A 25,560-nucleotide genomic window follows, 5' to 3' on the forward strand; every position below is an offset into this window, starting at 1 on the left:
GTCGCTGAACGCTGTGCTGGGAACATGCCTGCCCTGGGAGAGAACGAGGGCCGAGGCGAGAGTGTCGGCCTCGGGTCGATAGAATCCATCTACCCCGAATTGTCAGTCATTGGCTTCGCCACTCAGGAGACAAACGCTCCTGGCGCTTACAAAGCCTGGCACCGATGACCGTCCAGCGCAGCAATGCTGGAAACCTCGAACCAACGCCCTTTCAGGTCCGTTCAGGCCTATTCACGCTCAATCCGCCTCCGCCCGCCGCCATGTCCTCCATCTCGAACAATCCCCTCGCCAACAAAGCCCAAGCCTGGTCTGCCCTCTTCTCCGAGCCCATGAGCGATTTGGTCAAGCGCTACACCTCAAGCGTGTTCTTCGACAAGCGCATGTGGGCGGCCGATATTCAAGGCAGCTTGGCGCACGCCGAGATGCTGCATGCCCAGGGCATTCTGAGCGCAGAAGACCATGCTGCCATTGAGCGCGGCATGGCGCAGATCAAAAGCGAAATCGAAGCCGGCCAATTCGAGTGGAAGCTCGACCTGGAAGACGTGCACCTGAACATCGAAGCCCGCCTGACCGAACTGGTCGGCCTGGCCGGCAAGCGCCTGCACACCGGCCGCAGCCGCAATGACCAGGTGGCCACCGATGTGCGCCTGTGGCTGCGCGGCGAAATCGACGAATTGCAAGCGCTGCTCAGCGCCTTGCAACTGGCCCTGATCGAAGTGGCCGAGAAAAACGCCGAGGTCATCTTGCCCGGCTTCACCCATTTGCAAGTGGCACAGCCGGTGGCTTTTGGTCACCACCTCTTGGCCTATGTCGAAATGTTCGCGCGCGACGCCGAGCGCATGGCCGATGTGCGCCGCCGCGTCAACCGCCTGCCGCTGGGCGCCGCCGCGCTGGCCGGTACCAGCTACCCGCTGGACCGCGAGCGCGTGGCCAAGACCTTGGGCATGGAAGCGGTCTGCCAAAACAGCCTGGACGCGGTGTCGGACCGCGACTTCGCCATTGAGTTCAGCGCCGCCGCTTCGCTGGTGATGGTGCACATCTCGCGCCTGAGCGAGGAACTGATTCTGTGGATGAGCCAGAGCTTTGGTTTCATCGATCTGGCCGATCGCTTCTGCACCGGCTCGTCCATCATGCCGCAGAAGAAGAACCCCGATGTGCCCGAGTTGGCGCGCGGCAAGACCGGCCGTGTGGTTGGCCATTTGATGGGTCTGATCACCTTGATGAAAGGCCAGCCGCTGGCCTACAACAAGGACAACCAAGAAGACAAAGAGCCGCTGTTCGATACCGTGGACACCCTCAAAGACACGCTGCGCATCTTTGCCGAAATGATGGGCGGCTTGACGGTCAAACCCGAAGCCATGGAGCGCGCTGCGCTGAAGGGTTATGCCACCGCCACCGACCTGGCCGACTACCTGGTCAAAAAGGGCTTGGCCTTCCGCGACGCGCATGAAATTGTTGCCCACGCGGTCAAGACCGCCATCGGCACCGGCCTGGACTTGTCCGCCCTGCCGCTGGCCGAGCTGCAGAAGTTCGATGCGCGAATTGGCGAGGATGTGTTCGAGGTCTTGTCACTGCGCGGCTCGCTGAATGCGCGAAACATCCTGGGCGGCACCGCGCCGGCGCAGGTTCGGGCGCAGGTGGCGCGGCATCGGGCTCGCTTGGGCTGACACGCTAAAAAATCGGACATCGGTGCCGGCATAGCAAAAGGCCTTTCGCTGCGGAGTAGCGAAAGGCCTGCTTGAACGACAGCGCCCAGAACGGGCGCTGTGAACTCAAACTCAACTCAAACTGTCGTCTTGCTGCGGCGCCGGAACGCTGCCGGCACCATTGTGCCGGCCAAGGCAAGCAGCACCAAACCAAACGAGGCGGGTTCGGGCACCGTGGCACAACTAGCTTCACCTACGGATATGCAAATGCTTCCGACCTCAACATTCAGCGACTGGGCGTCAAGCCCGACAAAATTGCGCTGATCGTCAAGATTGGCTCCCAAGCTCAAAAAGCTTGCCCCAGATGACTCGCCCTTCAGCGTCAAACTGCCGAGTGAAAACTCATCGGCCTGGTTCGCAAGTTCAGCATCTTTGAGCACCGAAAAGTACTGCAAGCCGATATTGCCTGGTTCCTTGGTGTCCATGACGCATTCGGCTCCCAGCCCCAAGGCATTGCACGCTGGTACGAAATCCCAATCCGTTGCGGACAAAAACGAGGAATTCCAGATGAGGTTGATATCTAAGGCAGAGAGGATTTCCGTATCCAGACCACTGATCTTGACATCGACCTTGATGGATTCACCGAGATTGACGTTGAATGCCGACGGAACAAAACTCAGCGTGATTGCTGAATGCGCAGCGGAAGCGCAAAACAAAGACGCAGCGGCAAGCGCCAACGCGGAAGCAAGTTTTTTCATGATGTACCTTTAATTTGTTTGAATGAGTAAAGCGTGATCAGCCTGGAGGGGCTTCTGCGGCGCAACTGGTCCGGGTGCATCGCAAGGTGCAGGCGCGCACGTCATTGATGGTGATCTTGCCGTCGGCATTGGCATCCCTCGGGTCGTTGGCCACGGGCACTTGGCCGATCGCGTTGCGGATCAAGCTGAGGTCAGCGATATCGATGTCCCCATCTTTGTCGACATCACAGGCCAAAGTCTTGGTCCATGTCTTGGTGGCGTTGTCGTTCAGGGTCCCAACCGAAGCCACGATGGTGTCCAGGCCTCCATTGACACCCGAGTAGCAGAACTGCGCGACGCCATTGGCCGCTGCGTTGACAAAGCCCGTCTTGGTATTGGCGCCCGTGACGCTGAAGTCCACACGCACGCTGGGCACCGCCACGCCGTTCTTGTCACGCAAAGTGGCGTTGACACATTGCTGAGTGTTGACCGGATGGTTTGCAGCCTTGGGAGCGAGAGTCAGCGATGTGACCACCGCGACTTGCGCAAGCGACATGCCGCCGGGGTAACCGTAGGAGTCATAACTTGCATAACCGTACATGAAGGCACCAAAGGGCAAGGGGCCAGCCAGGTTGTGCGCGCCGACCGTCACCGGGAGTTGTGCACCAGAGAAGGCACTGCCGGGAATAGCTGTGTACTTGGCTGCAGCGACGGCAACGCCGTCCAGCGTAACGCTGCCGACGGCTGCGTTCGGCACCACGATATTGATGAAGTTGATCGCAAAGCCCGAGGCCGGCGTCGTCACCGTGTAAGCAGCCAGGAACTGCTCAAAAGGAGGGATCAACATCTCAAACGGATCAGAGGTCACACCATCAAAACTCGTGCCGTTCGAGTACTGCGCCACCAACACCGGCTGAGTGGCCGTGATGCGTGCCGGGCCGGTGATGATTTGCTCGTGGAATTGACCTCGATTGAGTGTCGCCACATTCGCGCCATTGATGGTGACCATGGTGCCGTTGACGGACGCCATGATCCGGAAGGTATCGCCCTTGGTACGCGTGGCCAGCGGCATCGTCACAAAGGCCTTGCCCCAGGTCGTGGTCGGCGGCAGTTGCTCGACAATGTGGTCACAATAGGTCACGCCGACTGGAACGTTTGCGCATTGATTGCCGCCGAACACCGCTATCGGAGCCGTCGCGCTGATCAAGGAACCCGTCAAGTCCGAACTCGGAGCGCTGAGTTGGTAGGTCTGGCCCTGATTCAGAAATATCGAATACGGCACGCCGGCTGGCCTGCTGCCGACGGCAACACGCGGCGTGATGGTGACCGTCGTCCCCCCTTGGGTGCCGACAATGCCGATTTGACCGGCACCCAGCCCCCCATATCCGAGACTGATGTGCTCGGTCCCGAGAATATCGGTCGGCAAGCCCAGGTAAGCGTCGGTGGTTTGTTCCAATCGATTCAGGCCATAAACCGTTACTTCGGCGTTGGCCACGACATGAATGCCCTGGTTGGTGACGGCATCACTCGCCGTCACTTGAGCGCCTGACGGTAGCACGACGGTAGATACTGTGCCGGGCACCACCGTAAACGGCGCTGAAAAGCCGAGCCCGGGTATGCTGACCATGCCGGTTGTGGCTGTGTCGCCGGTAATGAACAGGCTCATCGCGGGCTGCCCGAGGTTCGCATTGAACATCAGCCAGAAATCAGTGCCCTTGCTATCCGACGCTGCAAATGCAGGCGAAGCGATCAATACGGCCAAGAGCGACACCCGGGCGCCAAGGCAGCGAGCCAAGCGTGGCGTTGCCTTCAAAATCGAAGCTAGGAAGCTAAAACAAGTCTGCATGCCCTGCAACAAAGGCAGGCTCGGTTCTATCGGTTTATTCATGGTCACCTCGATGAAAAGAGTGACACCAAGACGCACCCCATGGACGAGCCATCTCAATGCCTGATTGAAAACAACTTACTTCAAGGATGCACCGTTACCCCGTGCATAACATCATGACGCAGCAGCATCAAAAGTCGAGCGGACTTTAGGTTGGTAAACCATTCGCCTGTCCCCCATCAGTTAGGGGGCAAGACTGGAAAAGTGAATAACCACACGAGGGTTTGCCTGCTGCGGTTCGAACCCATGTCAACTCTGAGCTCGATTGACTTGCTCGGCCCTAGTGGCCCTGGAGTGAGGTCAGAACGAGAATCGGGCGCAGCGAAAACTCGACGCAAACAGGTGCCGTCCTGGCCGGGCCGACCCATGGCGGCGCGACAGCGCTTGTTTGACGCAGCGCAAAGGGCAGCCAATCGCAGCGACTCGCCCGGCAGTTCGGCGCGCAAAAGCCGCAACAAGCATTAAGCTGCCGCCCCATGAATACCTCAAGCCCCTTGACCTGGACCGACGAGCTGACCCTGCATCAGCCGCAGATTGACCAAACTCACCAAGAGTTCATCGACTTGATGAAGGAATTGAGTTTGAACATGCAGAGCTGCGACAGCGCGCTGCCGATCTACCAACGACTACTCGATCACACCGAAGCTCATTTCGCCATGGAAGAAGGTTTCATGGCCGCCACCGGCTTTGCACCCGACAACTGCCACAGCAAGCAACACGCCATGGTTTTGGACCTGATGCGCCAGGTCTTGGTGCACACCCACGCCGAGCAAGATCTGGAGCCCATGCGCAATCTGCTGCCCGAGCTTGAAAGCTGGCTGCCGGCCCATGTGGACATGATGGACGCCGCCCTGGTGTTCCACATGAACCAGGTGGGGTTCGACCCAGTGACGGGCACCCTGAGCCACCCGCCAGCACCGGCAGAAACCGCCATCAGCTCCTGCGGCAGCGCCAACTGCGGCTGAGCCGCGCAGCAGGCTCGGACCCGGTCGCGAGTTCCGGCCGCTGCTGACAAGTCCTGTCAGCAGTAAGCCCCGACAATACGGCATGGCCGCTCTACCCTCTCTCACGCTGGATGATGCCGCCGTCGAACCTGACGAACCGGCTCGCTCTTCCTTGCCCGAGCGCTTGATTGCGCATTTGGACATGGACGCCTTCTATGCCTCGGTGGAGTTGCTGCGCTACCCGGAGCTCAAGGGCCAGGCGGTGGTGATTGGCGGCAGGCGCATGCATGAGCCGGTGATGCAAGCCGACGGCACGCGCCGTTATGCCCGGTTGCGTGACTACACCGGGCGCGGTGTCATCACCACCTCGACCTATGCGGCACGCGATCTGGGTGTTTTTTCTGGCATGGGTTTGATGAAGGCAGCGCTACGCGCCCCGGACGCCATCCTCCTGCCCACTGACTTTGATGCCTACCGCCACTACTCCCGCCTGTTCAAAGCCGCAGTGGCGGAGTTGGCGCCGGTGATTGAAGACCGAGGCATTGATGAGATCTACATCGATTTGAGTGACATTCCCGGGATACGCGAGCCGGTGGGACATGATCCGATGGGCGGGGTGCGCGCGGTGGCTCGCGAGATCAAGAACTCGGTGGCGCGCGCCACCGGCCTGAGTTGCTCGATTGGCATCACGCCGAACAAGCTGCTGTCCAAGATCGCCTCCGATCTGGACAAACCCGACGGCATGACCTTGCTGCTGGCGCCCGAGGACATCCCCACGCGCATCTGGCCCTTGGGCGTACGAAAGGTCAATGGCATTGGGCCGAAGGCGGCAGCCAAGCTGCAAGACCTGTCGATTGAAACCGTCGAACAGCTGGCCGCGGCCGATCCGCTGCTGCTGATTTCGCAGTTCGGCAAGAGTTTCGGCGCCTGGCTGCATGAAGCGGCCCATGGGCGTGATTCGCGACCGGTCGTGACCCACAGCGAGCCGGTCAGCATCAGCCGCGAAACGACTTTTGAGCGGGATCTGCATGCCGTCCATGACCGCGCCGAGTTGGGCGCTATCTTCACCCGCTTGTGCGAACAGTTGGCAGGCGACCTGATGCGCAAGGGCTACCAGGGGCGAAGCATCGGGCTGAAGCTGCGTTTCGAGGGCTTTCACACGGTGACTCGAGACACCACGCTCGACCTGCCCACCCAAGATGCGCAGACCATCCGCCGAGCCGCCGGCACTTGCTTGAAACGGGTGGCGCTGGACAAGCGCATCCGTTTACTTGGTGTACGTGTCGGCGGATTGAGTCGCCCCGGCGAACCCGAGCTGCGGCCCAAGCGGCGTCATCCGAGCAAGGCTCTACCGGCTTCGCCGGGTGAGCGCTTGCAAAACCTGCCCCTGTTTTAGCTTTTGCATCGCGGGGCCGATCGACGCAGCAGGATCACAACAGCCCCAGGCCATCACGAGCAGACAGAAACACGCCGCGCCGCTATCCTTGGCCACGTTGGGCCGCAGGCAGCGCCCGCAGCGAGGAACTTGTGACCCCCTCCAATCCAGGCCAGCCCCGTTTCCACCCGAACACGCACGCGCAATGGCTGAGCCGCCTGGCAAGAGTTGCGCAACGCCATCCGCGCCAGGCGCTTCGCCTGTATGAGCGCCTGGAGGCCCAGGCCCGCCAAGCTGAGCAATTGGCGCTGGCCTTTGATGCCTTGTATGCACACTTCAATCTGCTCGAGCATCGCGGTCGTGGTGTGCAATTGCGAGGCGCGCTGGGCCTGGCTCAGCAACAAGCCACCCAAGCGGGTTTGCATGAACAATCCGCACGTTTGTTGGAGGCGCTCGGCCGAATCGCCTATCAGATGGGGGACTATCTGGAGGCTGCGGAGAAATGGTCACGGGCCGTCGACCTCTCCCTCTTGGCCGGGGACACTCGCATCGGCGTGGCCGCTCGCATCGGCCTGGGCCAGATCCACTATGCCTTGGGCGCCTGGGACAACGGTCGGCGCTTTCACCGCGATGCGGCCTTGCTGCTGGAGCACCTAGACGACAGCTATCTTGAAGCCAAGCTGGCCATCAATCTGGGGGTTGGGAACTTCGAGAACGCGCAGATTGAAGAAGCCGAACAACAGTTTCACAAGGGCATGGCCGCAGCCCAACGCGGCGGGCATCGAGAGTTCGTGGCCGAGGCCCACTGGCAGTTGGCTCGCGCCGCCAAAGAGCGCGGGCAGATGGAACTCGCCGCGCAGGAGTGCCGATTGGCCCTGTGCTTGGCCAGCGAACTGAACCACGCATGGCTGGAAAGCGTTGCGAGTCAAACACTGACCGAAATCTCCTGGGCCCAGGGCGACCTACCCCAGGCCTTGAGCAGTGCTCAGTTCGGCCTGGAACAGGCTTTACGGATTCAGTCGCGGACCCAAGAAAGCCAAGCCCATCTTCAACTCGCGCATTTGCTGCAAGCTCAGGGCAATTTGAACGATGCGCTTCAGCATCTTTGGCAACACCTGACCCTGCAAACGGAGGCTCAGCAACTGGGCTTGCCGGAGCGGCTGTCCAAGCTGGCGCATTACGATTTATCGCGCAAGCCGCCCGAAGTCATGCTGCTGGACTTGTCGAACCAACAATGGCCGCTGAACACGCGCGATGATTTGCTCGTCGCCACACAAGAACTGGGCAACAAGGTCCGCGAGATTCTGTCTTTGGATTCGGTGCATTTTTGGTGGGCCGACGAGCAGGCCGACTGCTTGCTGCTGCAACACAGCGCAAGCAATGGGAACCGGGCCTCCGCGCCCGTCCCGCTGGAAGCGCCGGCCCGCTCCAATGCAGCACTGAGCAAGGCACAGCAACCCGACTATTGGCGCTTGCTGACGCAGCAGCGCGAACCCCTGGTGCTGGGCGACTTGACCCTCCATCCTTGCGCGGAAGAATTGCAGGACTTGTTCGCTCTTTTGCCCGCGCGCTCGCGCATCGAAGTACCTTTGTTTGTGCAGCAACAACTGCGCGGGCTGCTGTGGTTGGAGCAAACCCAGCAAACACGCGCCTGGTCCAAACTCGATCAGTTCCACGCCGGCTACCTGGCCAAGATATATGAGCGGCTGCTGCTGGGCCATGACTTGGCACGAGCGCAACAAACCCAAGCCTTGATGGAGCAGGAAAAAGCCGATGCCTTGGGTCGTCTGGTGGCCGGCGTGGCCCATGAAGTCAACACGCCGATCGGTGTCGCGGTCACGGCTGCCTCCAGCCTTGGCGAAGTGGCACAGCGCCTCGCTGAGTTGCTGCGCAACGAAAAAGTCAGCCGCATTGAGCTGCAGCAGTTGTCGACACGGCTGAGCGTTGGGCTGCCCTTGGTCGAACGCAATCTGGAGCGAGCGGCCGCCTTGATCGGCAGTTTCAAACGTGTGGCGGTAGATCAGGCCTCAGAGGCCGTCGCTGAGTTCAAACTAGCCGAGTATGTGCACAGTGTGCTGGCGGTCTTGAGCCCGGCCATCCGCAAGGCGGCTGTCAACATCAGTGTGGAAATCGACCCCGATCTCGAATTGCGCTTGGCTTCAGGCCTGCTGACCCAGGTCTTGTCCAACCTGATCATGAACTGCATCAGCCATGCCTTTGAAGACCAGCGCGGCGGACTGATCACGATCACCGCCCGTGTCGATCGCCCCACACGCCAGGTCATGCTCGATGTGGCCGATGACGGCATCGGTGTCAGTGCAAGCGTACGGGCCCGCATGTTCGAGCCCTTCTTCACTACCAAGCGCGGCAAGGGGGGCTCTGGCCTGGGCATGTACATCGTACAAAATCTGATCCAGCGCCTGGGCGGCAGCATCGAGCTACCGCCTACCGAGCGCGGCCTGTGCGTGCGCCTGCGATTGCCTATCGATGATCAGGCCTGAGCCACAAGATTTGGAAACAGCCTCAGCCCATCAAGGCTTGCGCGTTGGTAAGCGCCACAACCACCATGCGACACAGGCGCAGCAAGCAGCCGGTAGCCAAGCCAGATGCAAGGGCAGCTTGAATGCGGCGGTGATGGAGCCGAAGGCCATCATCACACTGGCCAACTGCTTGGCTCGCAGCGGCACGGCGCGGGTCGCTCGCCAGTCCCGCACCATCGGGCCGAACACACGGTGCTCAAGCAACCAGCGCTCGCAACGGGTGCTGCCGCGTGAGAAGCAAAATGCCGCCAGCAGCACCAAGGGTGTGGTCGGCAGCAGCGGCACAAAGATGCCGATGATGCCCAGAAGCAGGCTGGCGATGCCCGCCAACAACCACAAGACGCGCCACCCCATCGGACCTGGCTTGGGCCGCAAGGATTCCGGGTTCGCCGCCCCACCCAAAGAGCCTCCTGCGGCGGCAGCCAAATGGTCTGCCGTGGAATCGCTCAGGGAAGGCGGCGAAGAGGTGGGGCGGGGATTGTTCTCTGGCATCTGGGCAAGTGTAGCCAGGGTCGACCTCACGCTGCAGCCGATGCATGTCGCCATTTTCGAATGGCATTCAAGTGCTTTTCAGCGGCCGGCCTTAGCATTGCCTGTAGCCATCGCCGAACAAGACCACACCAAGACCGAGAGACAAGCATGCCCGTGATCACCTGCATTGAAGATCTGCGCGTTCTGGCCCAAAAACGAGTGCCGCGTATGTTTTACGACTACGCCGACTCTGGGTCCTGGACCGAGAGCACCTACCGCGCCAACAGCAGCGACTTCCAGGCGATCAAGCTGCGCCAACGCGTGGCGGTGAACATGGAAAACCGTTCAACCGCCACGCAGATGATTGGCGTGCCGGTGGCCATGCCGGTAGCGATCGCGCCGACCGGCTTGACCGGCATGCAACATGCCGATGGCGAAATCCTTGCGGCCCGGGCAGCTGAAAAATTCGGCATTCCCTTCACCCTGTCCACGATGAGCATCTGCTCCATCGAAGACGTCGCCCAGCACACCCAGGCTCCTTTTTGGTTTCAGCTCTACATGATGCGCGACCGCGACTTCATTGAGCGTTTGATCGAACGAGCCCGCGCAGCAGGCTGCGGGGCGCTGGTGTTGACACTGGATTTGCAAATCCTGGGCCAGCGCCACAAAGACATCAAAAACGGCTTGTCCGCCCCGCCCAAACCGACCCTGGCCAATATGATCAATTTGATGACCAAGCCCCGCTGGTGCTTGGGCATGTTGGGCACACGCAGAAGACAGTTCGGCAATATCGTCGGCCATGTCAAGGGCGTCGAGAACATGGGTTCGCTGTCCGAGTGGACCGCCAAGCAGTTTGACCCGCAGCTCAATTGGGGCGATGTGGAATGGATCAAGAAACGCTGGGGCGGCAAGCTGATTCTCAAGGGCATTCAAGACGTCGAAGACGCTCGCTTGGCGGTCGATTCGGGCGCTGATGCCTTGGTGGTGAGCAACCACGGCGGACGCCAATTGGACGGTGCCGAATCCAGCATCCACGCGCTGCCGCGCATCGTCGAAGCCGTCGGCCCGCAAATCGAGGTGCATATGGACAGCGGCATTCGCTCCGGCCAAGATGTGCTGAAGGCGCGGGCACTCGGTGCGCGCGGCTGCTACATCGGTCGCGCCTTCTTGTACGGTTTGGGTGCCATGGGGGAGGCCGGCGTCAGCAAAGCGCTGGAGATCATCCACAAGGAGCTCGACCTGAGCATGGCTTTTTGCGGCCATACCCGCATCGAGACGGTGGACCGCAGCATCTTGCTGCCGGGCAGTTACCCCGGATCCCCCCCAGCGGCTTGACTCAAGCGCCGCGCGCCAACCAATCCATGACCAGTTGCAGGCCCAAGATACCAAGCAAACCGACCAAGAGGACCACTGGGATACGAACCCACATCGGTTCAAACCAAGACTGTTCGGTTTTGTCGATTTCAACGGGCATGATCTTGACTCCAAGGGACTGAGCAAGTGTCGATGCAGGGGCCACTCGAGAGAATTCTGGCTAGCCTCTGCCTGCTTCGCGCGATGAGACCTCGCGATGCTTGAAGATTAATCCTTCTTGACGCCCTTGTCGGCCAAATACCGCACGCTGCTGCGTTTTTTTCGGACTTGAGCCCCTGAACTCCCGGGATCAGGCAACGGCAGCCGCTTGATGGATGTAGCTTCCGTGCAAGCTGTCACGCGGCATTCATGTCCACGGGGCCCAATAGCGCCAGCATCTTCGCAGTATTCAGCCAAGCTGGTAGTCCCGTGAACTCACAAGCAACGACAGACAAACGCAAAGACCAACGCGTCGAGTTTTTTCTCATCCCCGTCCAGCGCGAGCAGGTGCCGGTCTGGGTTTTCAAGCCCGCACATGAAAAGCAAGGCCATGGCGGTGTGATAGCCAACGTCAGCAAGAGCGGCTTGCAAATCCTGACCCTTGCAGAAAAGCCGCTGACGGCCCAGCACTATGAACTCAAGTTGCTGCTGGACGAGCAGCAAGGGATTGAACCCTTCAGCGCCCACATGCGTCGAGCCTGGTCCGAGTCACTGAGCACCTTGATCGACGTCAGCGGCTTTGAGTATCAAAGCACGGGAAGCTCGGCCGGGGAGTTCCTCACGGCGTTTGAGAGCTTCGCGGACCGAAAGATCTGGGTCCGCGGCGTGCTCTTGCCGCAGTAATCCGAGCCCGTCTCCAAAGCTCATCCGCCATCACCCGCCATGTGGCAACGGGCCCCTGGCCCGAACTGCCGCGCCCTCAACAGGAGAAACTCATGCAAACTTTGGCACTCGATGTGTATCTGGATTCCAGAATGGGCATGCCAACCGACCTGCCCCATGCCGGCAGCAGCTTGGAGCACCCCTTGGTGTTCGACTTGGCGGCACGCGAATTCAAGCAATGGGCGTCCATGGGCCTGGTCGAAATCCTCAGCGAGCGTCAGCGCCCAGCCTGGGGCGAAATGGTGTTCGACCAATTGAGCTTCAAGCGCCTGCGCTGAGTCCGAGTTCCGGTCGGCACCCAGCGTGTCAGGCAGGCCCCTTGATTTCGAGCAAGGCCTGTTGGGCCGAATCAAACAAATGCGGCGCCATGCCGCGCGCCTTCAGGGCCGCACCCAGCAAGCTGCGGCTGAAGCCCGCGTTGCCATAGCGGGTGACGTTCTCATAGTGGCGATCGCTCAGTTCTCGCACCATGGCCGCGTAGGCATCCGCCACCTGGGGATCCAAATGGAAGTGGTCGTAATTGACAACGCACCAGACCCGCTGACCGATGGACTCGAGGCGCCGTTCCACCTCAGCGCGGATCGCCTCCACATCATCGACGCTGCGTACCGTCATCCGCTCCAAATTGAGGAAGAGTTGCCGCGTGGCCGCGTCGTAGCTGATGCGTTCCGACAGCGGCAGCATCAGCAATCGGGCCCGTAAGCCCATGCTGCCTTCCTCAAAAATGCTGGCCAACATCGCCTGTGGCGGCTTGGGCATCAGGGGCAAAAAAGCCATCAAATCCAAAACGTCACGCTGCAGATCGAAACCGGGGGCCAACTCCTTCAGCACCAAGCCCTGTGGCTGCAACTCCAAGACGCAACGCTCGGTCACATAAAGCACCTGTTGACCGCGTCGACAAGCCTCACGCCCGGAGAAGGTGCGCTGCTCAACCTGAGCCACAAACTTGGGGCGACCCTCGCTCAAAAAGCTACCGACAAAGACAAGGCGCTTGGCGTTCTGACTGATGTTGATGAAGCCACCGGCGCCCGCCAGACGCTCGCCAAATCGGCTGACATTGACATTGCCCTCGGCGTCGGCCTGCGCCAAACCCAATACGGCCAAATCAAGGCCGCCGCCGTCGTAAAAATCGAATTGATAGGGCTGGTCGATGACCGCCTGCGTATTGACCGCCGCACCAAAGTTCAAGCCACCGGCCGGGATGCCCCCGATCACGCCAGCCTCGGCCGTCAGCGTGATCAAGTCAATGATGTGCTCTTCGGCCGCCACGGCGGCGACGCCCTCGGGCATGCCGATGCCCAGATTCACGACATCATGGGTCCGCAACTCCAGGGCAGCCCGGCGGGCCATTTGCTTGCGGGCGCTCATCGGCAAGGGGGGCACCGCACTTAGAGGCACCCGCAACTCAGCAGCAAAGGCAGGACTGTAGGGCTCGGCAAAGGTCTGCATGTGGTACTCGGGTTTGGTGGCCACAACCACCGCATCGACCAAGATGCCGGGAATCTTGACCTGCCGCGGATTGAGGCTGCCACGCTCGGCCAAGCGTTCCACTTGCACGATCACGATGCCGCCGCTGTTGCGAACCGCCATCGCAATCGACAAGGAATCCAAGGTGAGCGCCTCGCGCTCCATAGTGATGTTGCCGTCGGCATCTGCGGTGCTGCCACGCAAAAAGGCCACGTCGATGGGAAAGGTCTTGTAGAACAGAAAGTCTTCACCCTCGATATTCATCAAGCGCACAAGCGACTCGACGCTGCGCGAATTGACGGCACCGCCCCCGTGACGAGGATCGACAAAGGTATCCAGGCCAACCCGACTCAGATGCCCGGGCTTGCCTGCGGCAATGTCTCGGTACAACTGGCTGATGACGCCCTGCGGCAGATTCCAGGCCTCGATTTCGCCCGCCAAAGCCAATTTCTGCAAGGCCGGAACCAGCCCCCAGTGCCCACCCACCACGCGGCGCAACAGACCCGCGTGACCCAAATGATTCAGGCCACGCTCTCGGCCGTCACCCTGCCCGGCCGCATACACCAGGCTCAGGTTCCGCGGTCGCCCGCTTTGCAGGAACTGCGCTTCTAAGGCCACGGCCAGGTTTTCCGCAAAACCAATGCCGACAAAGCCAGAAGTCGCCAGGCAATCGCCATCATGGATCAGCGCCACCGCCTCAGCCGCAGAAACCACCTTGCCATGCTCCATGGCTTGCAGCGCGTGCAAATGCGCCTGGCGCTGGGCATGCGCCTGCCGAGGGTCAAAGCTCTGAAGCGCGGCAGACTTTTCTTGATCGGGTGTCATCACTCAGATTCCGGCAGTCAGGTGACCAGTGTCGCGCCTTTTTCACCGCAGGATCAGCCAGCGAACTCGGCAAAAAGCTGAGCCTCAAAAAACGGGGATTGGGCTGCGAAATCGCTGGAGTTTCTTCCCCGAATCACCGATAAATCTACTGACGCGAAACTTACATTGAATCAATGTAAGCCCTCAAGCAGGAGATTCCTATGACCTTGATGCAACTGACTTCGATCAAGCGTTGGCTGTTTCTGCATGGGCGTGGCCACCCGATGGAACTGCATGCTTGGGATCTCGTGCTGACCGCCTGGGTGCTGGGTTGGGTGGCCTTGCCCGGTCTCTTGTTGATTGACGCCTGGCCGTGGCTACCGCTGTGCCCCGCCGGTTTCCTACTGCCCGATGTTTATGCTCGCTGGCGAGAGCACCTTCACAGAGAGGGCCGCTTGCGTTGCGACTGGCTGACGGCGCTGTAAACATGCCCCAAAAGCAAACAAGCCCTCGCACTGCGAGGGCTTGATGTCGTTGGAACCGCCCGGCGCCTTAATGGGCCAGCCCGATCCATTCACCAGCTTGCTGGTAATTGTTGAACAGCTTGAGCGCCAATACACGCAAGTCAGGGTTGGCGCTGGCATGTCCGACGGCCAAACGCTCACAAGCATAGAGGCGGTCATACATCATGCGCGTGGGCTGCAAGGCATGCCCGTCTTGCGCCATCAGTTGCTGAAAGCGCTGCAACTCCAAGGGATCCACCGGCCCCACCAATGGGGAACCGAACTCGATCACGGCTTGCGGACGAAGTGCTGGATCCAAGGGCGCGCCACCCAACAAATAGTCAGGCCCGGCTTGCTCACGCAGATCAAAAAAAACCGGCGCGCTGAGCTGCGGATTTGGGAGCAGGTGGTAGACCTTGTTCATGACAACCTCGGCAAGGACGGGAGATGGCGACATCTTGCCGGCCGAGGTCAAAACTTAAATTGGAAAAAGCAGGCCTTTCACCCGCTGATTCGATTCAAGTTTCTCCTGCCCCCCCGAGGATCAGGTCTTGGGCAGGGTCACGCCACGTTGGCCTTGATACTTGCCGCCGCGGTCTTTGTAGCTGGTCTCGCAGACTTCGTCGCTCTCAAAGAACAGCACCTGGGCGCAGCCCTCACCGGCATAGATTTTGGCCGGCAGCGGCGTGGTGTTGCTGAACTCCAAGGTCACATAGCCTTCCCACTCGGGCTCGAATGGGGTGACGTTGACGATGATGCCGCAGCGGGCATAGGTGCTCTTTCCCAGGCACACCGTCAGCACATTGCGCGGAATGCGGAAGTACTCGACCGTGCGCGCCAAACAAAAGCTGTTCGGCGGGATGATGCAGAAGTCCCCTTCCATGTCGACAAAGCTCTTGTCGTCGAAATTCTTCGGGTCGACGATGGAACTGTAGACATTGGTGAAGACCTTGAACTCGGGCGCGCAGCGAATGTCATAGCCATAGCTGGAGGTGCCATAGCTGACGATCTTTTCACCCGCGGCATTGGCACGGATCTGGCCCGGCTCGAAGGGCTCGATCATGCCGTGCTGCTCGGCCATGCGGCGGATCCATTTGTCGCTCTTGATGCTCATCTGATGTTCCCAGGATTTGCCGCCTATTTTAGGCGCAGCCCATGGCGGCTCAGGCGCCGACTTCGGGCAAAGCCGGCGTGGTGATCTCGCCCGGGATGCTCTTGCGGGCAAACAAGGTGTACATCGTGGGTACGACAAAGATGGTGAGCAGCGTGCCCAGACTCATGCCGCCGACGATGACCCAGCCGATTTGCTGGCGGCTCTCGGCACCGGCGCCGGTGGCCAGGGCCAGGGGCAAGGCCCCCAGCACCATAGCGCCGGTGGTCATCAAGATGGGGCGCAAGCGCATCGAGGCGGCCTCGATCACCGCGTCCTTGACCTCGCGCCCCTGCTGTCGCAGTTGATTGCTGAATTCAACAATCAAGATCCCGTGCTTGGTGATCAGGCCCACCAAGGTGATCAAGCCGATTTGCGAATAAACGTTGAGCGACCCACCCGACCACTGCAAGGCCGCCAAAGCACCGACCATGGACAAAGGCACGGACAGCATGATCACAAAGGGATCGATGAAGCTCTCGAACTGCGCCGACAAGACCAAGAAGATGAACAAGAGCGCCAGCACAAACACCAAGCCGAGCGCGCCGCTGCTGGATTTGTACTCCCGCGAGACGCCATTGAGCTCGGTGGCATAACCCACAGGCAATACCTTGGCCGCAGTCTTGTCCATGAAGGCCAGGGCCTCTCCCAGCGAGTACCCCGGCGCCAAGTTCGCACTCAGGGTCACCGAGCGGCGTTGATTGAAGTGATTGAGTTCGCGCGGACTGACCGCCTCCTCCACCTTGACCAGGCTGGACAGCGGCACCATCGTGTCGCCACGGCCGCGTACAAACAACTTCTCGATCTGCTCAGGCGTGCTGCGATTGGCCGCATCGGTTTGCACCAGCACATCGTACTGGTCAGCGCCGCGCTTGTAACGCGTTACCGCCCTGCTGCCCAGCATGGTCTCCACCGTGCGCGCAATCTGATCCACCGGCACACCCAAATCGGCCGCACGTTCGCGGTCTACCGCCATATAGAGTTCGGGCTTGTTGAGTCGCAAATCACTGTCGGGCTGCACGAGGCCCGGGTTCTTGGCCATCTCGGCCAACATGCCCTGCGTAACCTTGGCCAGATTGGCGTAACTGTCGCTGGTGACCACCACAAAGTTCACCGGTCGCGCGGTGAAGCCTTGCCCCAAGCTGGCCGGGGTGGTCGGAAACGCTTGCACCCCCGGCAGCATGCTGACCTGAGGCAACATCAGGCGGGCAATTTCTTGCGTCGTGCGGCTGCGCTCGGACCAATCCACCGTGCGCAGAATCGCCAGCCCCGAAGACACCCCGCCATTGCCCGAGAACAGAAAGGCGCGGTCAAACTCCGGGTACTGGGCGGCAATGCGGTCGACCGCATCCAGGTAGCGTGCGGTGAACGCCAAGGTGGAGCCGTCCGGCGCGCTGATCGGCATCACGATCACGCCGCGATCCTCCATCGGCGCCAACTCCGATTTGGTGGTGCTGAACAAATACCAGCTCGCGCCACCCGAAGCCAGCATCAACAAGACCACCAACCAACGTGCCTGCAATGCCAAGCGAAGCGTGGCCGCATAACGCTCGCTGATCCACACCAGGGCCAGCTCCATGCCACGATCAAAGCGGCTGGGATTGGCGTTGTGCCGCAGCAGCTTGCTGCACATCATGGGCGTGAGCGTCAACGCCACAAAGCCGGACACAATGACCGCGCCGGCCAAGGTCATCGCGAACTCGACGAACAAGCGTCCGGTGCGACCCGGCGTGAAGGCCAGCGGCGCAAACACCGCCGCCAGCGTCATCGTCATGGCCAAGACAGCAAAAGCGATCTCCTTGGAGCCCTTCAGCGCCGCCTGGAAGGGCTCCATCCCCTCCTCGATATGGCGGAAGATGTTCTCCAGCACCACGATCGCATCGTCCACCACCAAGCCAATCGCCAACACCAAGGCCAGCAAGGTCAGGGTGTTGACGGTGAAACCCGCCGCCGCCATCAGCGCAAATGAGCCAATCAAACTGATGGGAATCGTCACCAAGGGAATGATGGACGCGCGCACGGTGCGCAAGAACACAAACACCACCAAGGCCACCAAGACCACCGCCTCGGCAATGGTGTGATAGACCGACTTGATTGAGCGGTCGATGAAGACCGAATTGTCATTCGCGGGCAAAACCTTGATGCTGTCTGGCAAGTCGGCCTGCAACTTGGGCATCATCTCGCGCACCGCCGCCGAGACCTCCAAGGGATTGGCCGTGGCTTGGCGCACCACCCCCAAACTGACCGACAGCACGCCATTCAGACGCACCCGCGAGCGTTCACTGGAGGCTGCCTCCTCAATGCGAGCCACGTCTCTGAGGCGCACAGTGATGGCGCCGGCTTGTCGAATCATCACATCAGAGAACTCGGCAACCGTGTTCAAGTCGGTGCGTGCCGTCACACTGAACTCACGCTGCTGGCTTTCAATTCGGCCGGCCGGCACCTCCAAGTTCTGCTTGCGCAACGCGTCTTCGACATCTTGCACGGTGAGCTTGTAAGCCGCCAGGCGGTCGGCATCCAGCCAGATGCGCATCGCGTATTTGCGGTCTCCGCCGGTCTGCACATCGGCCACGCCGGGAATAGTCTGCAAGCGCGGCTTGACCACCCGATTGACCAGATCAGTGATCTCCAGCGGGCTCAGAACTTCACTGGAGAACGCGATCCAGATGGTCGGCTGGGCATCGGCCTCGACCTTGGCTACCACCGGCTCGTCTGCCGCTGTGGGCAGGCGACCCCGCACCCGAGCGACGCGGTCGCGCACATCGGCCGCAGCGTCGTCGGGATTTTTCTCCAACTTGAAGCGAGCAGTAATCTGGCTCGACTCGGTGCGTGAACTGGAAGTCAGCACCTCAATCCCGTCAATACCCGCAATCGAGTCTTCCAGCGGCTTGGTGACCTGGCTTTCGATGACCTCGCTGGAAGCGCCCACCAAACGGGTGCTGACCGTGACCACCGGTTCATCGATCTTGGGATATTCGCGCAGGGTCAAGCGCTCAAAAGCCACGATGCCCACCAGCACCAGCAGCAGCGACATCACGGTCGCAAATACCGGTCGGCGAATAGAGGTTTCAGAGATCTTCATCGAAGGCCTCTCAACGGCTGGCCGCGGAGGCTGCGGAAGTTGAAGCAGCAGCGCCCTTGCCCGCCAAGCCTGCGCGAGCCGCGCCTTGCTTGTCCACATCGACGATCTTCAAGGCCTGACCTTCGCCGCGCATCAGTTTGGCTTGACCCGCCGTCACCACCCGGTCGCCGGCCTTCAAGCCCGACAAAATCTCCACCTTGCCCGGAACGCGCAAACCGAGTTTGGCCTCGATACGCTGCGCGGTCGGCGCCGATGCATCGCCGCTCAATTTGATGAGGTACTGCTGCCCCCCCTGAGGCACCAAAGCCTCCTCAGGCACCAGCAAAGCGTTCTGATGGGTCGAGAGCAAAACGCTCACGCGCGCGAACAGACCTGAACGCAATTCACCACTGCCGGGCGCATTGGCCGGCAAACGGGCTCGCACCAACAAGGAGCGCCCATTGGCTTCGAGTTGCGTGTCCAAGGCTTCGATCTGGGCCTTGAAGCTGCGGCCCGGCAAGGCGTCCAAGGTCACCTCCACCGGCTGACCGACTTTCAAACGAGGCACCGAACGTTCCGGCAATCGGAAGTCCACCCACATGGACGAGGCGTCCTCAATGCTGACCAAGTCACTGCCATCCTTGACATAGTCTCCGACGCTGACCGAGCGAATGCCCATCACCCCATCAAAAGGCGCCCGGACCTGCATGCGGCCTTGTTGTGCCCGCGCCAAGCTCACCTGGGCCTCGGCCACATCCAAGGCCGCTTGCGCTTGGTCGACCGCACTGGCACTGACAAAACTCTGAGCCAACAACTCCTTGTTGCGCTTCAGGTTGCTGCGCGCAATGCTGGCCTGAGCCTCGGCCTGCTGCAACTGCGCGGCTTGCAAGCTGTCATCCAACTGCACCAGCACTTGCCCTTGGCGCACGCGCTGACCATCGGTGAAACCGAGTTTGACGATACGGCCGCTGACCTCGGGCTTGAGCAGGGCCGATTGGCGCGCCTTCAAGGTTCCCACCGTCTGCGCATCTTCGGGCAGTGCAAGCAATTCCACCGTGCCGACTTCGACCGGTATCGGGCCACTGGGCTTGCCTGCGTTTGGCGTCTTTGAGTCTGCGTTGCCTGGCCCTTTGCCTTGACTTGAGGGGCTGGCGGCCTGGCCTTCGCTGGGCTTTGCTTGACTCGACAGCCCCGCAGCAGGCCGAAGCTGCCACCAGTAGGCCGCAGCGCTCAGGGCAACAAGAGCGGCAAGCGCCCCAACGGTGTGAATTTTCTTCTTCAGTGTCATGCGGATCTCCGAGCGGGCACTCTAGCGCCAGTCAGTTCAATTTGTTCCATGCAGGGCATCGTCCGAGCCATGAAAGGGTCTGAAACACGCTTTCAGACCCCCAAAGCACGGCCGGTGGTCGCAAAGCGCACAAACACCCCACGGGGATCAAGTGCTTCAGCGACCGGCCACCGCCACGCCCTTGTTGGCCAATGCGTCGGCTCGCTCATTGCCAGGATCACCTGCGTGACCCTTCACCCAGCGCCACTCCACTTGATGCAATTTGCGCAAGGCATCCAAACGCTGCCAAAGCTCCGCGTTCTTGACCGGCTTGTTGTCAGCCGTTTTCCAGCCGCGCCGCTGCCACCCACTCATCCACTCGGTCATGCCCTTGCGCACATACTCGCTGTCCGTGAAAACCGTGATCTGGCAGCTGCGCTTGAGTGAAGCCAGCGCCTCAATCACGGCGGTCAGCTCCATGCGGTTGTTGGTCGTATTGGCTTCGCCACCAAACAGCTCTTTCTCGTGGCCGGCACTGCTCAACCAAGCGCCCCAGCCCCCACGGCCGGGGTTGCCCTTGCAGGCCCCATCGGTGTAGATCACGACCACAGGCTTGGCGATCTTGGGGGCGGAGGCAGCGGAGCTAGGCTGGCCGCTCGGCTCAGAGGTCGATTGATTCATGAACCTTGTTCTTTATGTTGTTGCATTGGTTGACGACTCTGCACGGCCACCGCCGGTGCGGCCGCGCGCACGGACTTGCGACTTTTATCAAGCCCCATCAAACGCATGCCATGCACGCGTTTGATGGCCTTGATGAAATAAACAGCCCCTAACACCGGCCACCAGCGGGCACCGATGGGCTCGACCCATGACCAGCGTGCCAACCAGGGGTCAGAACGCAGCGGCGGCCGGTAACAACCGAAGCGTGCGGTTTCCACCTCAAAGCTGAGCAATCGCAACCAGTCGCGCAAGCGCCAGTACCCAATGAACTCACCCTCGCGAGGCAAAAATGGCGGCTGCCTGCCGGGCAGGCCTCGGCCGAGATTCTGCCTGAGCCCCCAGGAACTGGCCGGATTCAGGCCCAAGATGACCAAGCGACCTTCAGGGCGAAGCACCCGCTCCACCTCTCGCAACAAGACGTGCGGATCGGCCGCTAGCTCCAAGGCATGCGGCAGCACCACCAGATCCAGGCTATTGCTTTCAAAGGGCAGGGCCTCAAACTCACAGAACAGGGCAAGACCTGGCCCCGCAAGCGCGGTGGCGGAATACCGATCAGTATGGTTCAAGGCCAGCCATCGATGCGGCATGCGGTTGGCCTGCAGGCCGGGCAACTCAGGTAGACCCAATTGCAAGGCATGAAAGCCAAACAGATCCACCACGGCAGCGTCCAGCTGCGCCTGCTCCCATGACAGCAAATAGCGCCCTGGCGGGGTCTGAAGCCAGGATGCCAACTCTATAATCGACGCTTCACCTGGCATGGGCATGGACGCATGAAATTGGGCATGAATTCGGGTCTGGACTTGGCTGCATGAAGCTCGAGGCGATTCCCGCCTTTGCGGACAACTACATCTGGATCCTGCACGATGGCCGCAATGCCCTGGTAGTGGATCCCGGTGATGCAGCCCCCGTACTGAAGTTCCTGTCCGAGCATTCGCTGCAGCTCTGCGGCATTCTAGTGACGCACCACCATGCCGACCATGTCGGTGGGCTGAAAGACTTGCAAGCGCATCTGCACGGTCCAATTTATGCGCCGGCACTCGAAACCATGCCCGTCGTTTGCACCCCCTGCCAAGGCGGTGATGAGATCGTCTTGCTGGGGCAGCAGTTCAGGGTGATTGATGTGCCGGGCCACACGGCCGGCCACATCGCCTATTTCCTGGCCAAGCCCAGCGACGCAAACGCCCCGCTCTTGTTCTGCGGCGATACGCTTTTTTCTGGCGGTTGCGGCCGCTTGTTCGAAGGTACTCCGGCACAGATGCACGCCTCGCTGCAAACACTGGCGACCTTGCCAGCGCAGACCCGGATCTGCTGTACGCATGAATACACCTTGGCCAATTTGCGATTTGCCAGGACGGTGGAGCCAGACAATGCCGCGTTGATCCAGTATCAACAGTGGTGCGAATCCCAACGCAGCCAAGATTTGCCGACCCTGCCCTCCCACTTGGCGCTGGAGTTGCAGATCAACCCTTTTTTGCGCTGTAACGAAGCAGCCGTTGCACGCGCCGCTGATGCTGCATTCGCAGCCCAAGCCCTCTCCGCCAACGAGCCCCATTCAACCCCCTGCATCGACGCGACAGATCGCGCGGTGCAGGTCTTCGCCCACCTGCGGCAATGGAAGAACGTGTTCAGATGAAACAAACCCTTTCGGCCTTTCATGTGCGTCCCTTGGCGCGCCTGAGCCTGCTCTTGATCACCGCCCTGCTGGGTGCCTGTGCCAGCACGGTTCCGCTGCAGGAGCCCACAAGCAGCAGTGAACGCAATGCACTGCCGCGCAACTGGGCTCAGAGCCCCTCAAGCCCCCAGACGCCCGCGGTGGCGCCAACGCAGAGCGCCGCCGCCGAGAGCAGCAACGAAGCGGCCAACCTGGCGCTGTTAGAAGACAGCCTGCGTCCCGGCGTCAAGATCGAGTTGAACGAGAACGAAGCCCAACCCGATTTGTGGGTGCGCCTGCGCAATGGCTTCGCCATGGAGAACTTGGAAAACGACTTGGTCCGCAAGGCCGAGACCTGGTACAGCAGCCGGCCGGACTACGTTCAGCGCATGACCGACCGCGGCGGGCGCTACCTGTTCCACATCGCCGAGGAAGTGGAAAAGCGCGGCATGCCCACTGAGTTGGCCTTGCTGCCCTTTATCGAGAGCGCCTTCAACCCCCAAGCACTGTCGACCGCCAAAGCCTCGGGCATGTGGCAATTCGTACCAGCCACCGGCCGAGACTTCGATCTGAAGCAGAACATTTTTCGCGACGACAGGCGCGACGTTTTGGCCTCAACCCGCGCGGCGCTCGACTATCTGGGACGCCTGCACAAGATTTTTGGCGACTGGCATTTGGCGCTGGCCGCCTACAACTGGGGCCAAGGCAATGTTCAAAGAGCGATCGCTCGCAACCAAAAGGCCGGGCTGCCCACCGACTACGAAAGTCTGAGGATGCCCGATGAAACCCGCTACTACATTCCAAAACTGCAAGCGGTCAAGAACATTGTGTTGGCGCCGCAGAAGTTCGCATTAACGCTGCCGCCTGTGGCCAATCACCCCTTCTTCTTGAGCGTCAATCTCGACCGCGATATGGATGTGGACCTGGCTGCGCGCCTGGCAGGCATGAGGGTGGAAGAGTTCAAGCAGTTCAATCCACAGATGAACAAACCGGTGATGCTGGCCGCCGGCACCAACCAAATCCTTCTGCCCTACGACAACGCCCGAACCTTTGCTCAAGCACTCGCCGCCCACCGCGGCCCGCTGGCCAGTTGGACCGCCTGGTCCGTGCCCAGAACCATGAGTCCGCAAGCGGCGGCCAAGGAAGTCGGCATGAGCGAAGCTTCGCTGCGGGAAATCAACAAAATCCCGCCTCGCATGCTGGTCAAGAAAGGCTCCACGCTACTGGTTCCACGCGCCGCGCATCGAATCGAGGATGTTTCGGAACATTTGGCCGACCACGCCGCCATCAACCTGGCCCCCGACACACCGCCGCTGCGCCGCCTGAGCCTGAAGGCAGGCAAGAAAGACAGCGTCGCCTCGGTGGCGGCGCGCTACAAGGTCAGCCCAGCTCAAGTCGCCGAATGGAACAAGGTCGGCGTCAAATCGACCTTCAAACCTGGGCAAACCGTGGTGGTGTTTACCGCGCCAAAGGCGTCAACCAAGCGAGTCGCCCAGGCAAAATCCAACAGCAAATCATCTGCTGCGGCGAAACCCGCCAAGTCCGTTCGCAAGCCAAGCAGCGGGCGTGCCGTGGTGGCTTCGGCATCGCAATCCAATGGGACTGCTCGGCAAATGACGCGACAGTAAGAGGCGCTCAAGGCGCGCTGAAAAACAAGGCCACGCTGCAGCCCATGCCAAGGAACCAAAGGCCCGAACGCAGTGTGGCGAAGTCAGCCAGATAAGCAGCGATATAGGCCACGCGGGCGGCGATGAAGCCCATCGCGAGTGCATTGACCCATTCCTGCGGCGCTTGCAATTGCTGCGCCACCAACACCCCGGCAATGAACAGGGGCAAGGCCTCAAAGCTGTTCGCCTGCGCCGCATTGGCGCGGGCTTGACGGCCGCTTTGTTGAGCCAACCATGCCCGCGGATTGTGGTTGTCGTATCCGCCTTCTCGGCGCGGACGACCAAAGCCTCCGGACTTGGCAAGCCCGGCACAAACAATGGGCAACAGACAAGCCACGATGATGCAGTAATGGGCGATGGTCATCGCGTCTCCCTTGCTTTGAAAAAAGTTAACACGGGCGCTGCAAGTCAGGGCGCACAACAGTGGGCCTCGACCGGCTAACGTCGATCGACCAGGGCATGAGCGATCGTGCCCAAGTCCACATACTCGAGCTCACTGCCCACCGGAACACCCCGCGCCAAGCGTGTGGCCTTCAATCCGCGTGCGCGCAGCGCTTCAGCCAGCACATAAGCTGTGGCCTCGCCCTCTGCGGTGAAACTGCTGGCCAAGATGACTTCCTCAACCCCGGTTTCCGCAGCGCGTTGAAGCAATTCGGCCGCACCGATCTGCCCCACGCCGACACCATCCAGCGGGCTGATTCGCCCCAAGAGCACAAAGTAATAGCCACGGTAGGAGTTGCTACGCTCCAAAGCCGCCTGATCGGCCGGTGATTCCACCACACAGAGCAGCTTGGGATCGCGTGCCGGATCCGCGCAAATCGTGCAGATCTCTGTTTCACTGAAGGTATGGCAGCGCCGGCAATGGCCGATCTGCTCGGCCGCTGACCGCAGGGCGGTCGACAGTTGCTGCGCGCCCTCGCGATCATGCTGCAGGAGGTGGTAAGCCATGCGCTGCGCCGACTTCTGCCCCACGCCGGGCAGGCGCTTGAGCGCCTCGATCAGAGTTTCAAGTGCCGCCACCGATCAGGTCAATCGCATCAGAAGGGGAACTTCATGCCCGGGGGCATGGGCATGCCTGCGGTCAACTTGCCCATCTTCTGCGAGCTGACCTCTTCGGCACGACGCACCGCGTCATTGAAGGCTGCGGCAACCAAGTCTTCCAGCATGTCTTTGTCATCCGCCAGCAGGCTCGGATCAATGGTGACGCGCTTGACATCGTTCTTGCAGGTCATCAAGACCTTCACCAAACCGGCGCCCGACTGACCTTCCACTTCCACGGTGGCCAGTTCCTCTTGCGCCTTCTTCAAATTGTCTTGCATGGCCTGCGCTTGCTTCATCAGACCTGCCAGTTGACCCTTCATCATTGCCGTACTCCTCGGTTATCAGATTCAATAAAAACACTCACCGCGCCACTGCGGGCGAGGCGAAAAAAGATGC

General features: G+C 60.7%; 24 protein-coding genes. 10 read left to right on the top strand and 14 right to left on the bottom strand.

The features are described 5' to 3' along the window. Positions 1-260 precede the first annotated feature (260 nt). Entirely contained in the window at positions 261-1,667 is a 1,407-nt protein-coding gene (argH, locus tag ACOVRJ_RS14485) for an argininosuccinate lyase (protein WP_422044552.1), read from the top strand. Positions 1,668-1,783: 116 nt separating this feature from the next. Here argH and ACOVRJ_RS14490 read toward each other — a convergent pair whose 3' ends face one another. Together ACOVRJ_RS14490 and ACOVRJ_RS14495 are read right to left on the bottom strand one after the other, a co-directional pair. Beyond that, positions 1,784-2,404 (bottom strand): PEP-CTERM sorting domain-containing protein, encoded by a 621-nt coding sequence (locus ACOVRJ_RS14490; RefSeq protein WP_422044553.1) that lies wholly within the window; start codon positions 2,402-2,404, stop codon positions 1,784-1,786. Between the two features lie 37 nt (positions 2,405-2,441). Continuing rightward, the gene (locus tag ACOVRJ_RS14495) at positions 2,442-4,271 is read right to left on the bottom strand and encodes a hypothetical protein (protein WP_422044554.1); all 1,830 of its coding nucleotides are present in this window, start codon (positions 4,269-4,271) and stop codon (positions 2,442-2,444) included. A gap of 473 nt (positions 4,272-4,744) precedes the next feature. On the opposite strand from ACOVRJ_RS14495, the gene ACOVRJ_RS14500 reads away from it, so the two are divergent. The 3 genes from ACOVRJ_RS14500 (at position 4,745) to ACOVRJ_RS14510 (ending at position 9,088) form a co-directional block, all read left to right on the top strand. Then, the gene (locus ACOVRJ_RS14500; RefSeq protein WP_422044555.1) at positions 4,745-5,233 is read left to right on the top strand and encodes a hemerythrin domain-containing protein; all 489 of its coding nucleotides are present in this window, start codon (positions 4,745-4,747) and stop codon (positions 5,231-5,233) included. Positions 5,234-5,414: 181 nt separating this feature from the next. After that, complete coding sequence (locus tag ACOVRJ_RS14505) at positions 5,415-6,608, top strand: Y-family DNA polymerase (RefSeq protein ID WP_422044664.1); 1,194 nt, start codon at positions 5,415-5,417, stop codon at positions 6,606-6,608. A 131-nt stretch (positions 6,609-6,739) separates the two neighbouring features. Continuing rightward, positions 6,740-9,088, top strand: a complete 2,349-nt coding sequence (locus ACOVRJ_RS14510; protein ID WP_422044556.1) for an ATP-binding protein — start codon at positions 6,740-6,742, stop codon at positions 9,086-9,088. Between the two features lie 30 nt (positions 9,089-9,118). Here ACOVRJ_RS14510 and ACOVRJ_RS14515 read toward each other — a convergent pair whose 3' ends face one another. After that, on the bottom strand, positions 9,119-9,619 hold the full coding sequence (locus tag ACOVRJ_RS14515; RefSeq protein WP_422044557.1) for a YbaN family protein: 501 nt from the start codon (positions 9,617-9,619) through the stop codon (positions 9,119-9,121). A gap of 147 nt (positions 9,620-9,766) precedes the next feature. Between ACOVRJ_RS14515 and ACOVRJ_RS14520 the strand changes: the two genes are divergently transcribed. Further along, entirely contained in the window at positions 9,767-10,933 is a 1,167-nt protein-coding gene (locus ACOVRJ_RS14520) for an alpha-hydroxy acid oxidase (protein ID WP_422044558.1), read from the top strand. A gap of 1 nt (position 10,934) precedes the next feature. Here ACOVRJ_RS14520 and ACOVRJ_RS14525 read toward each other — a convergent pair whose 3' ends face one another. After that, positions 10,935-11,072: a hypothetical protein gene (locus ACOVRJ_RS14525; protein WP_422044559.1), complete on the bottom strand. Its 138-nt coding sequence runs from the start codon at positions 11,070-11,072 to the stop codon at positions 10,935-10,937. A gap of 308 nt (positions 11,073-11,380) precedes the next feature. On the opposite strand from ACOVRJ_RS14525, the gene ACOVRJ_RS14530 reads away from it, so the two are divergent. After that, positions 11,381-11,794 carry a hypothetical protein gene (locus tag ACOVRJ_RS14530; protein ID WP_422044560.1) on the top strand — a complete coding sequence of 138 codons (414 nt, stop codon included), beginning with the start codon at positions 11,381-11,383 and terminating at the stop codon, positions 11,792-11,794. 92 nt (positions 11,795-11,886) lie between these two features. Further along, complete coding sequence (locus tag ACOVRJ_RS14535; RefSeq protein ID WP_422044561.1) at positions 11,887-12,111, top strand: hypothetical protein; 225 nt, start codon at positions 11,887-11,889, stop codon at positions 12,109-12,111. Positions 12,112-12,139: 28 nt separating this feature from the next. Here the strand turns inward: ACOVRJ_RS14535 and ACOVRJ_RS14540 are convergent, their stop codons facing one another. Then, positions 12,140-14,029 carry an acyl CoA:acetate/3-ketoacid CoA transferase gene (locus ACOVRJ_RS14540; RefSeq protein ID WP_422044665.1) on the bottom strand — a complete coding sequence of 630 codons (1,890 nt, stop codon included), beginning with the start codon at positions 14,027-14,029 and terminating at the stop codon, positions 12,140-12,142. 296 nt (positions 14,030-14,325) lie between these two features. On the opposite strand from ACOVRJ_RS14540, the gene ACOVRJ_RS14545 reads away from it, so the two are divergent. Next, complete coding sequence (locus ACOVRJ_RS14545) at positions 14,326-14,589, top strand: hypothetical protein (RefSeq protein ID WP_422044562.1); 264 nt, start codon at positions 14,326-14,328, stop codon at positions 14,587-14,589. A gap of 67 nt (positions 14,590-14,656) precedes the next feature. Here the strand turns inward: ACOVRJ_RS14545 and ACOVRJ_RS14550 are convergent, their stop codons facing one another. The 6 genes from ACOVRJ_RS14550 to ACOVRJ_RS14575 form a co-directional block, all read right to left on the bottom strand. Continuing rightward, entirely contained in the window at positions 14,657-15,031 is a 375-nt protein-coding gene (locus tag ACOVRJ_RS14550; RefSeq protein WP_422044563.1) for a hypothetical protein, read from the bottom strand. 120 nt (positions 15,032-15,151) lie between these two features. After that, the gene (gene dcd, locus ACOVRJ_RS14555) at positions 15,152-15,721 is read right to left on the bottom strand and encodes a dCTP deaminase (RefSeq protein WP_263539956.1); all 570 of its coding nucleotides are present in this window, start codon (positions 15,719-15,721) and stop codon (positions 15,152-15,154) included. A 49-nt stretch (positions 15,722-15,770) separates the two neighbouring features. Beyond that, positions 15,771-18,839, bottom strand: a complete 3,069-nt coding sequence (locus ACOVRJ_RS14560; RefSeq protein ID WP_422044564.1) for an efflux RND transporter permease subunit — start codon at positions 18,837-18,839, stop codon at positions 15,771-15,773. Positions 18,840-18,849: 10 nt separating this feature from the next. After that, complete coding sequence (locus ACOVRJ_RS14565) at positions 18,850-20,106, bottom strand: efflux RND transporter periplasmic adaptor subunit (protein WP_422044565.1); 1,257 nt, start codon at positions 20,104-20,106, stop codon at positions 18,850-18,852. Positions 20,107-20,262: 156 nt separating this feature from the next. Further along, positions 20,263-20,766, bottom strand: a complete 504-nt coding sequence (rnhA, locus tag ACOVRJ_RS14570) for a ribonuclease HI (RefSeq protein WP_422044566.1) — start codon at positions 20,764-20,766, stop codon at positions 20,263-20,265. Beyond that, on the bottom strand, positions 20,763-21,536 hold the full coding sequence (locus ACOVRJ_RS14575) for a class I SAM-dependent methyltransferase (RefSeq protein WP_422044567.1): 774 nt from the start codon (positions 21,534-21,536) through the stop codon (positions 20,763-20,765). The genes rnhA and ACOVRJ_RS14575 overlap by 4 nt, the downstream gene beginning before the upstream one ends. A 77-nt stretch (positions 21,537-21,613) precedes the next feature. Between ACOVRJ_RS14575 and gloB the strand changes: the two genes are divergently transcribed. Continuing rightward, positions 21,614-22,438 carry a hydroxyacylglutathione hydrolase gene (gloB, locus tag ACOVRJ_RS14580; protein ID WP_422044568.1) on the top strand — a complete coding sequence of 275 codons (825 nt, stop codon included), beginning with the start codon at positions 21,614-21,616 and terminating at the stop codon, positions 22,436-22,438. Continuing rightward, on the top strand, positions 22,417-24,084 hold the full coding sequence (locus ACOVRJ_RS14585) for a transglycosylase SLT domain-containing protein (protein ID WP_422044569.1): 1,668 nt from the start codon (positions 22,417-22,419) through the stop codon (positions 24,082-24,084). The genes gloB and ACOVRJ_RS14585 overlap by 22 nt, the downstream gene beginning before the upstream one ends. 7 nt (positions 24,085-24,091) lie before the next feature. Here ACOVRJ_RS14585 and ACOVRJ_RS14590 read toward each other — a convergent pair whose 3' ends face one another. The 3 genes from ACOVRJ_RS14590 to ACOVRJ_RS14600 form a co-directional block, all read right to left on the bottom strand. Continuing rightward, a complete protein-coding gene (locus ACOVRJ_RS14590; RefSeq protein WP_422044570.1) occupies positions 24,092-24,487 on the bottom strand; it encodes an MAPEG family protein in 396 nt (131 codons plus the stop codon). Positions 24,488-24,561: 74 nt separating this feature from the next. Next, positions 24,562-25,143, bottom strand: a complete 582-nt coding sequence (gene recR, locus ACOVRJ_RS14595; RefSeq protein ID WP_422044571.1) for a recombination mediator RecR — start codon at positions 25,141-25,143, stop codon at positions 24,562-24,564. Between the two features lie 17 nt (positions 25,144-25,160). Next, positions 25,161-25,487, bottom strand: coding sequence for a YbaB/EbfC family nucleoid-associated protein (locus tag ACOVRJ_RS14600; protein ID WP_263539948.1), 327 nt, complete (start codon positions 25,485-25,487; stop codon positions 25,161-25,163). Positions 25,488-25,560 lie beyond the last annotated feature (73 nt).

The sequence above is a fragment of the Roseateles sp. genome (genome assembly GCF_049240545.1).
Taxonomy (GTDB): domain Bacteria; phylum Pseudomonadota; class Gammaproteobacteria; order Burkholderiales; family Burkholderiaceae_C; genus Paucibacter_A.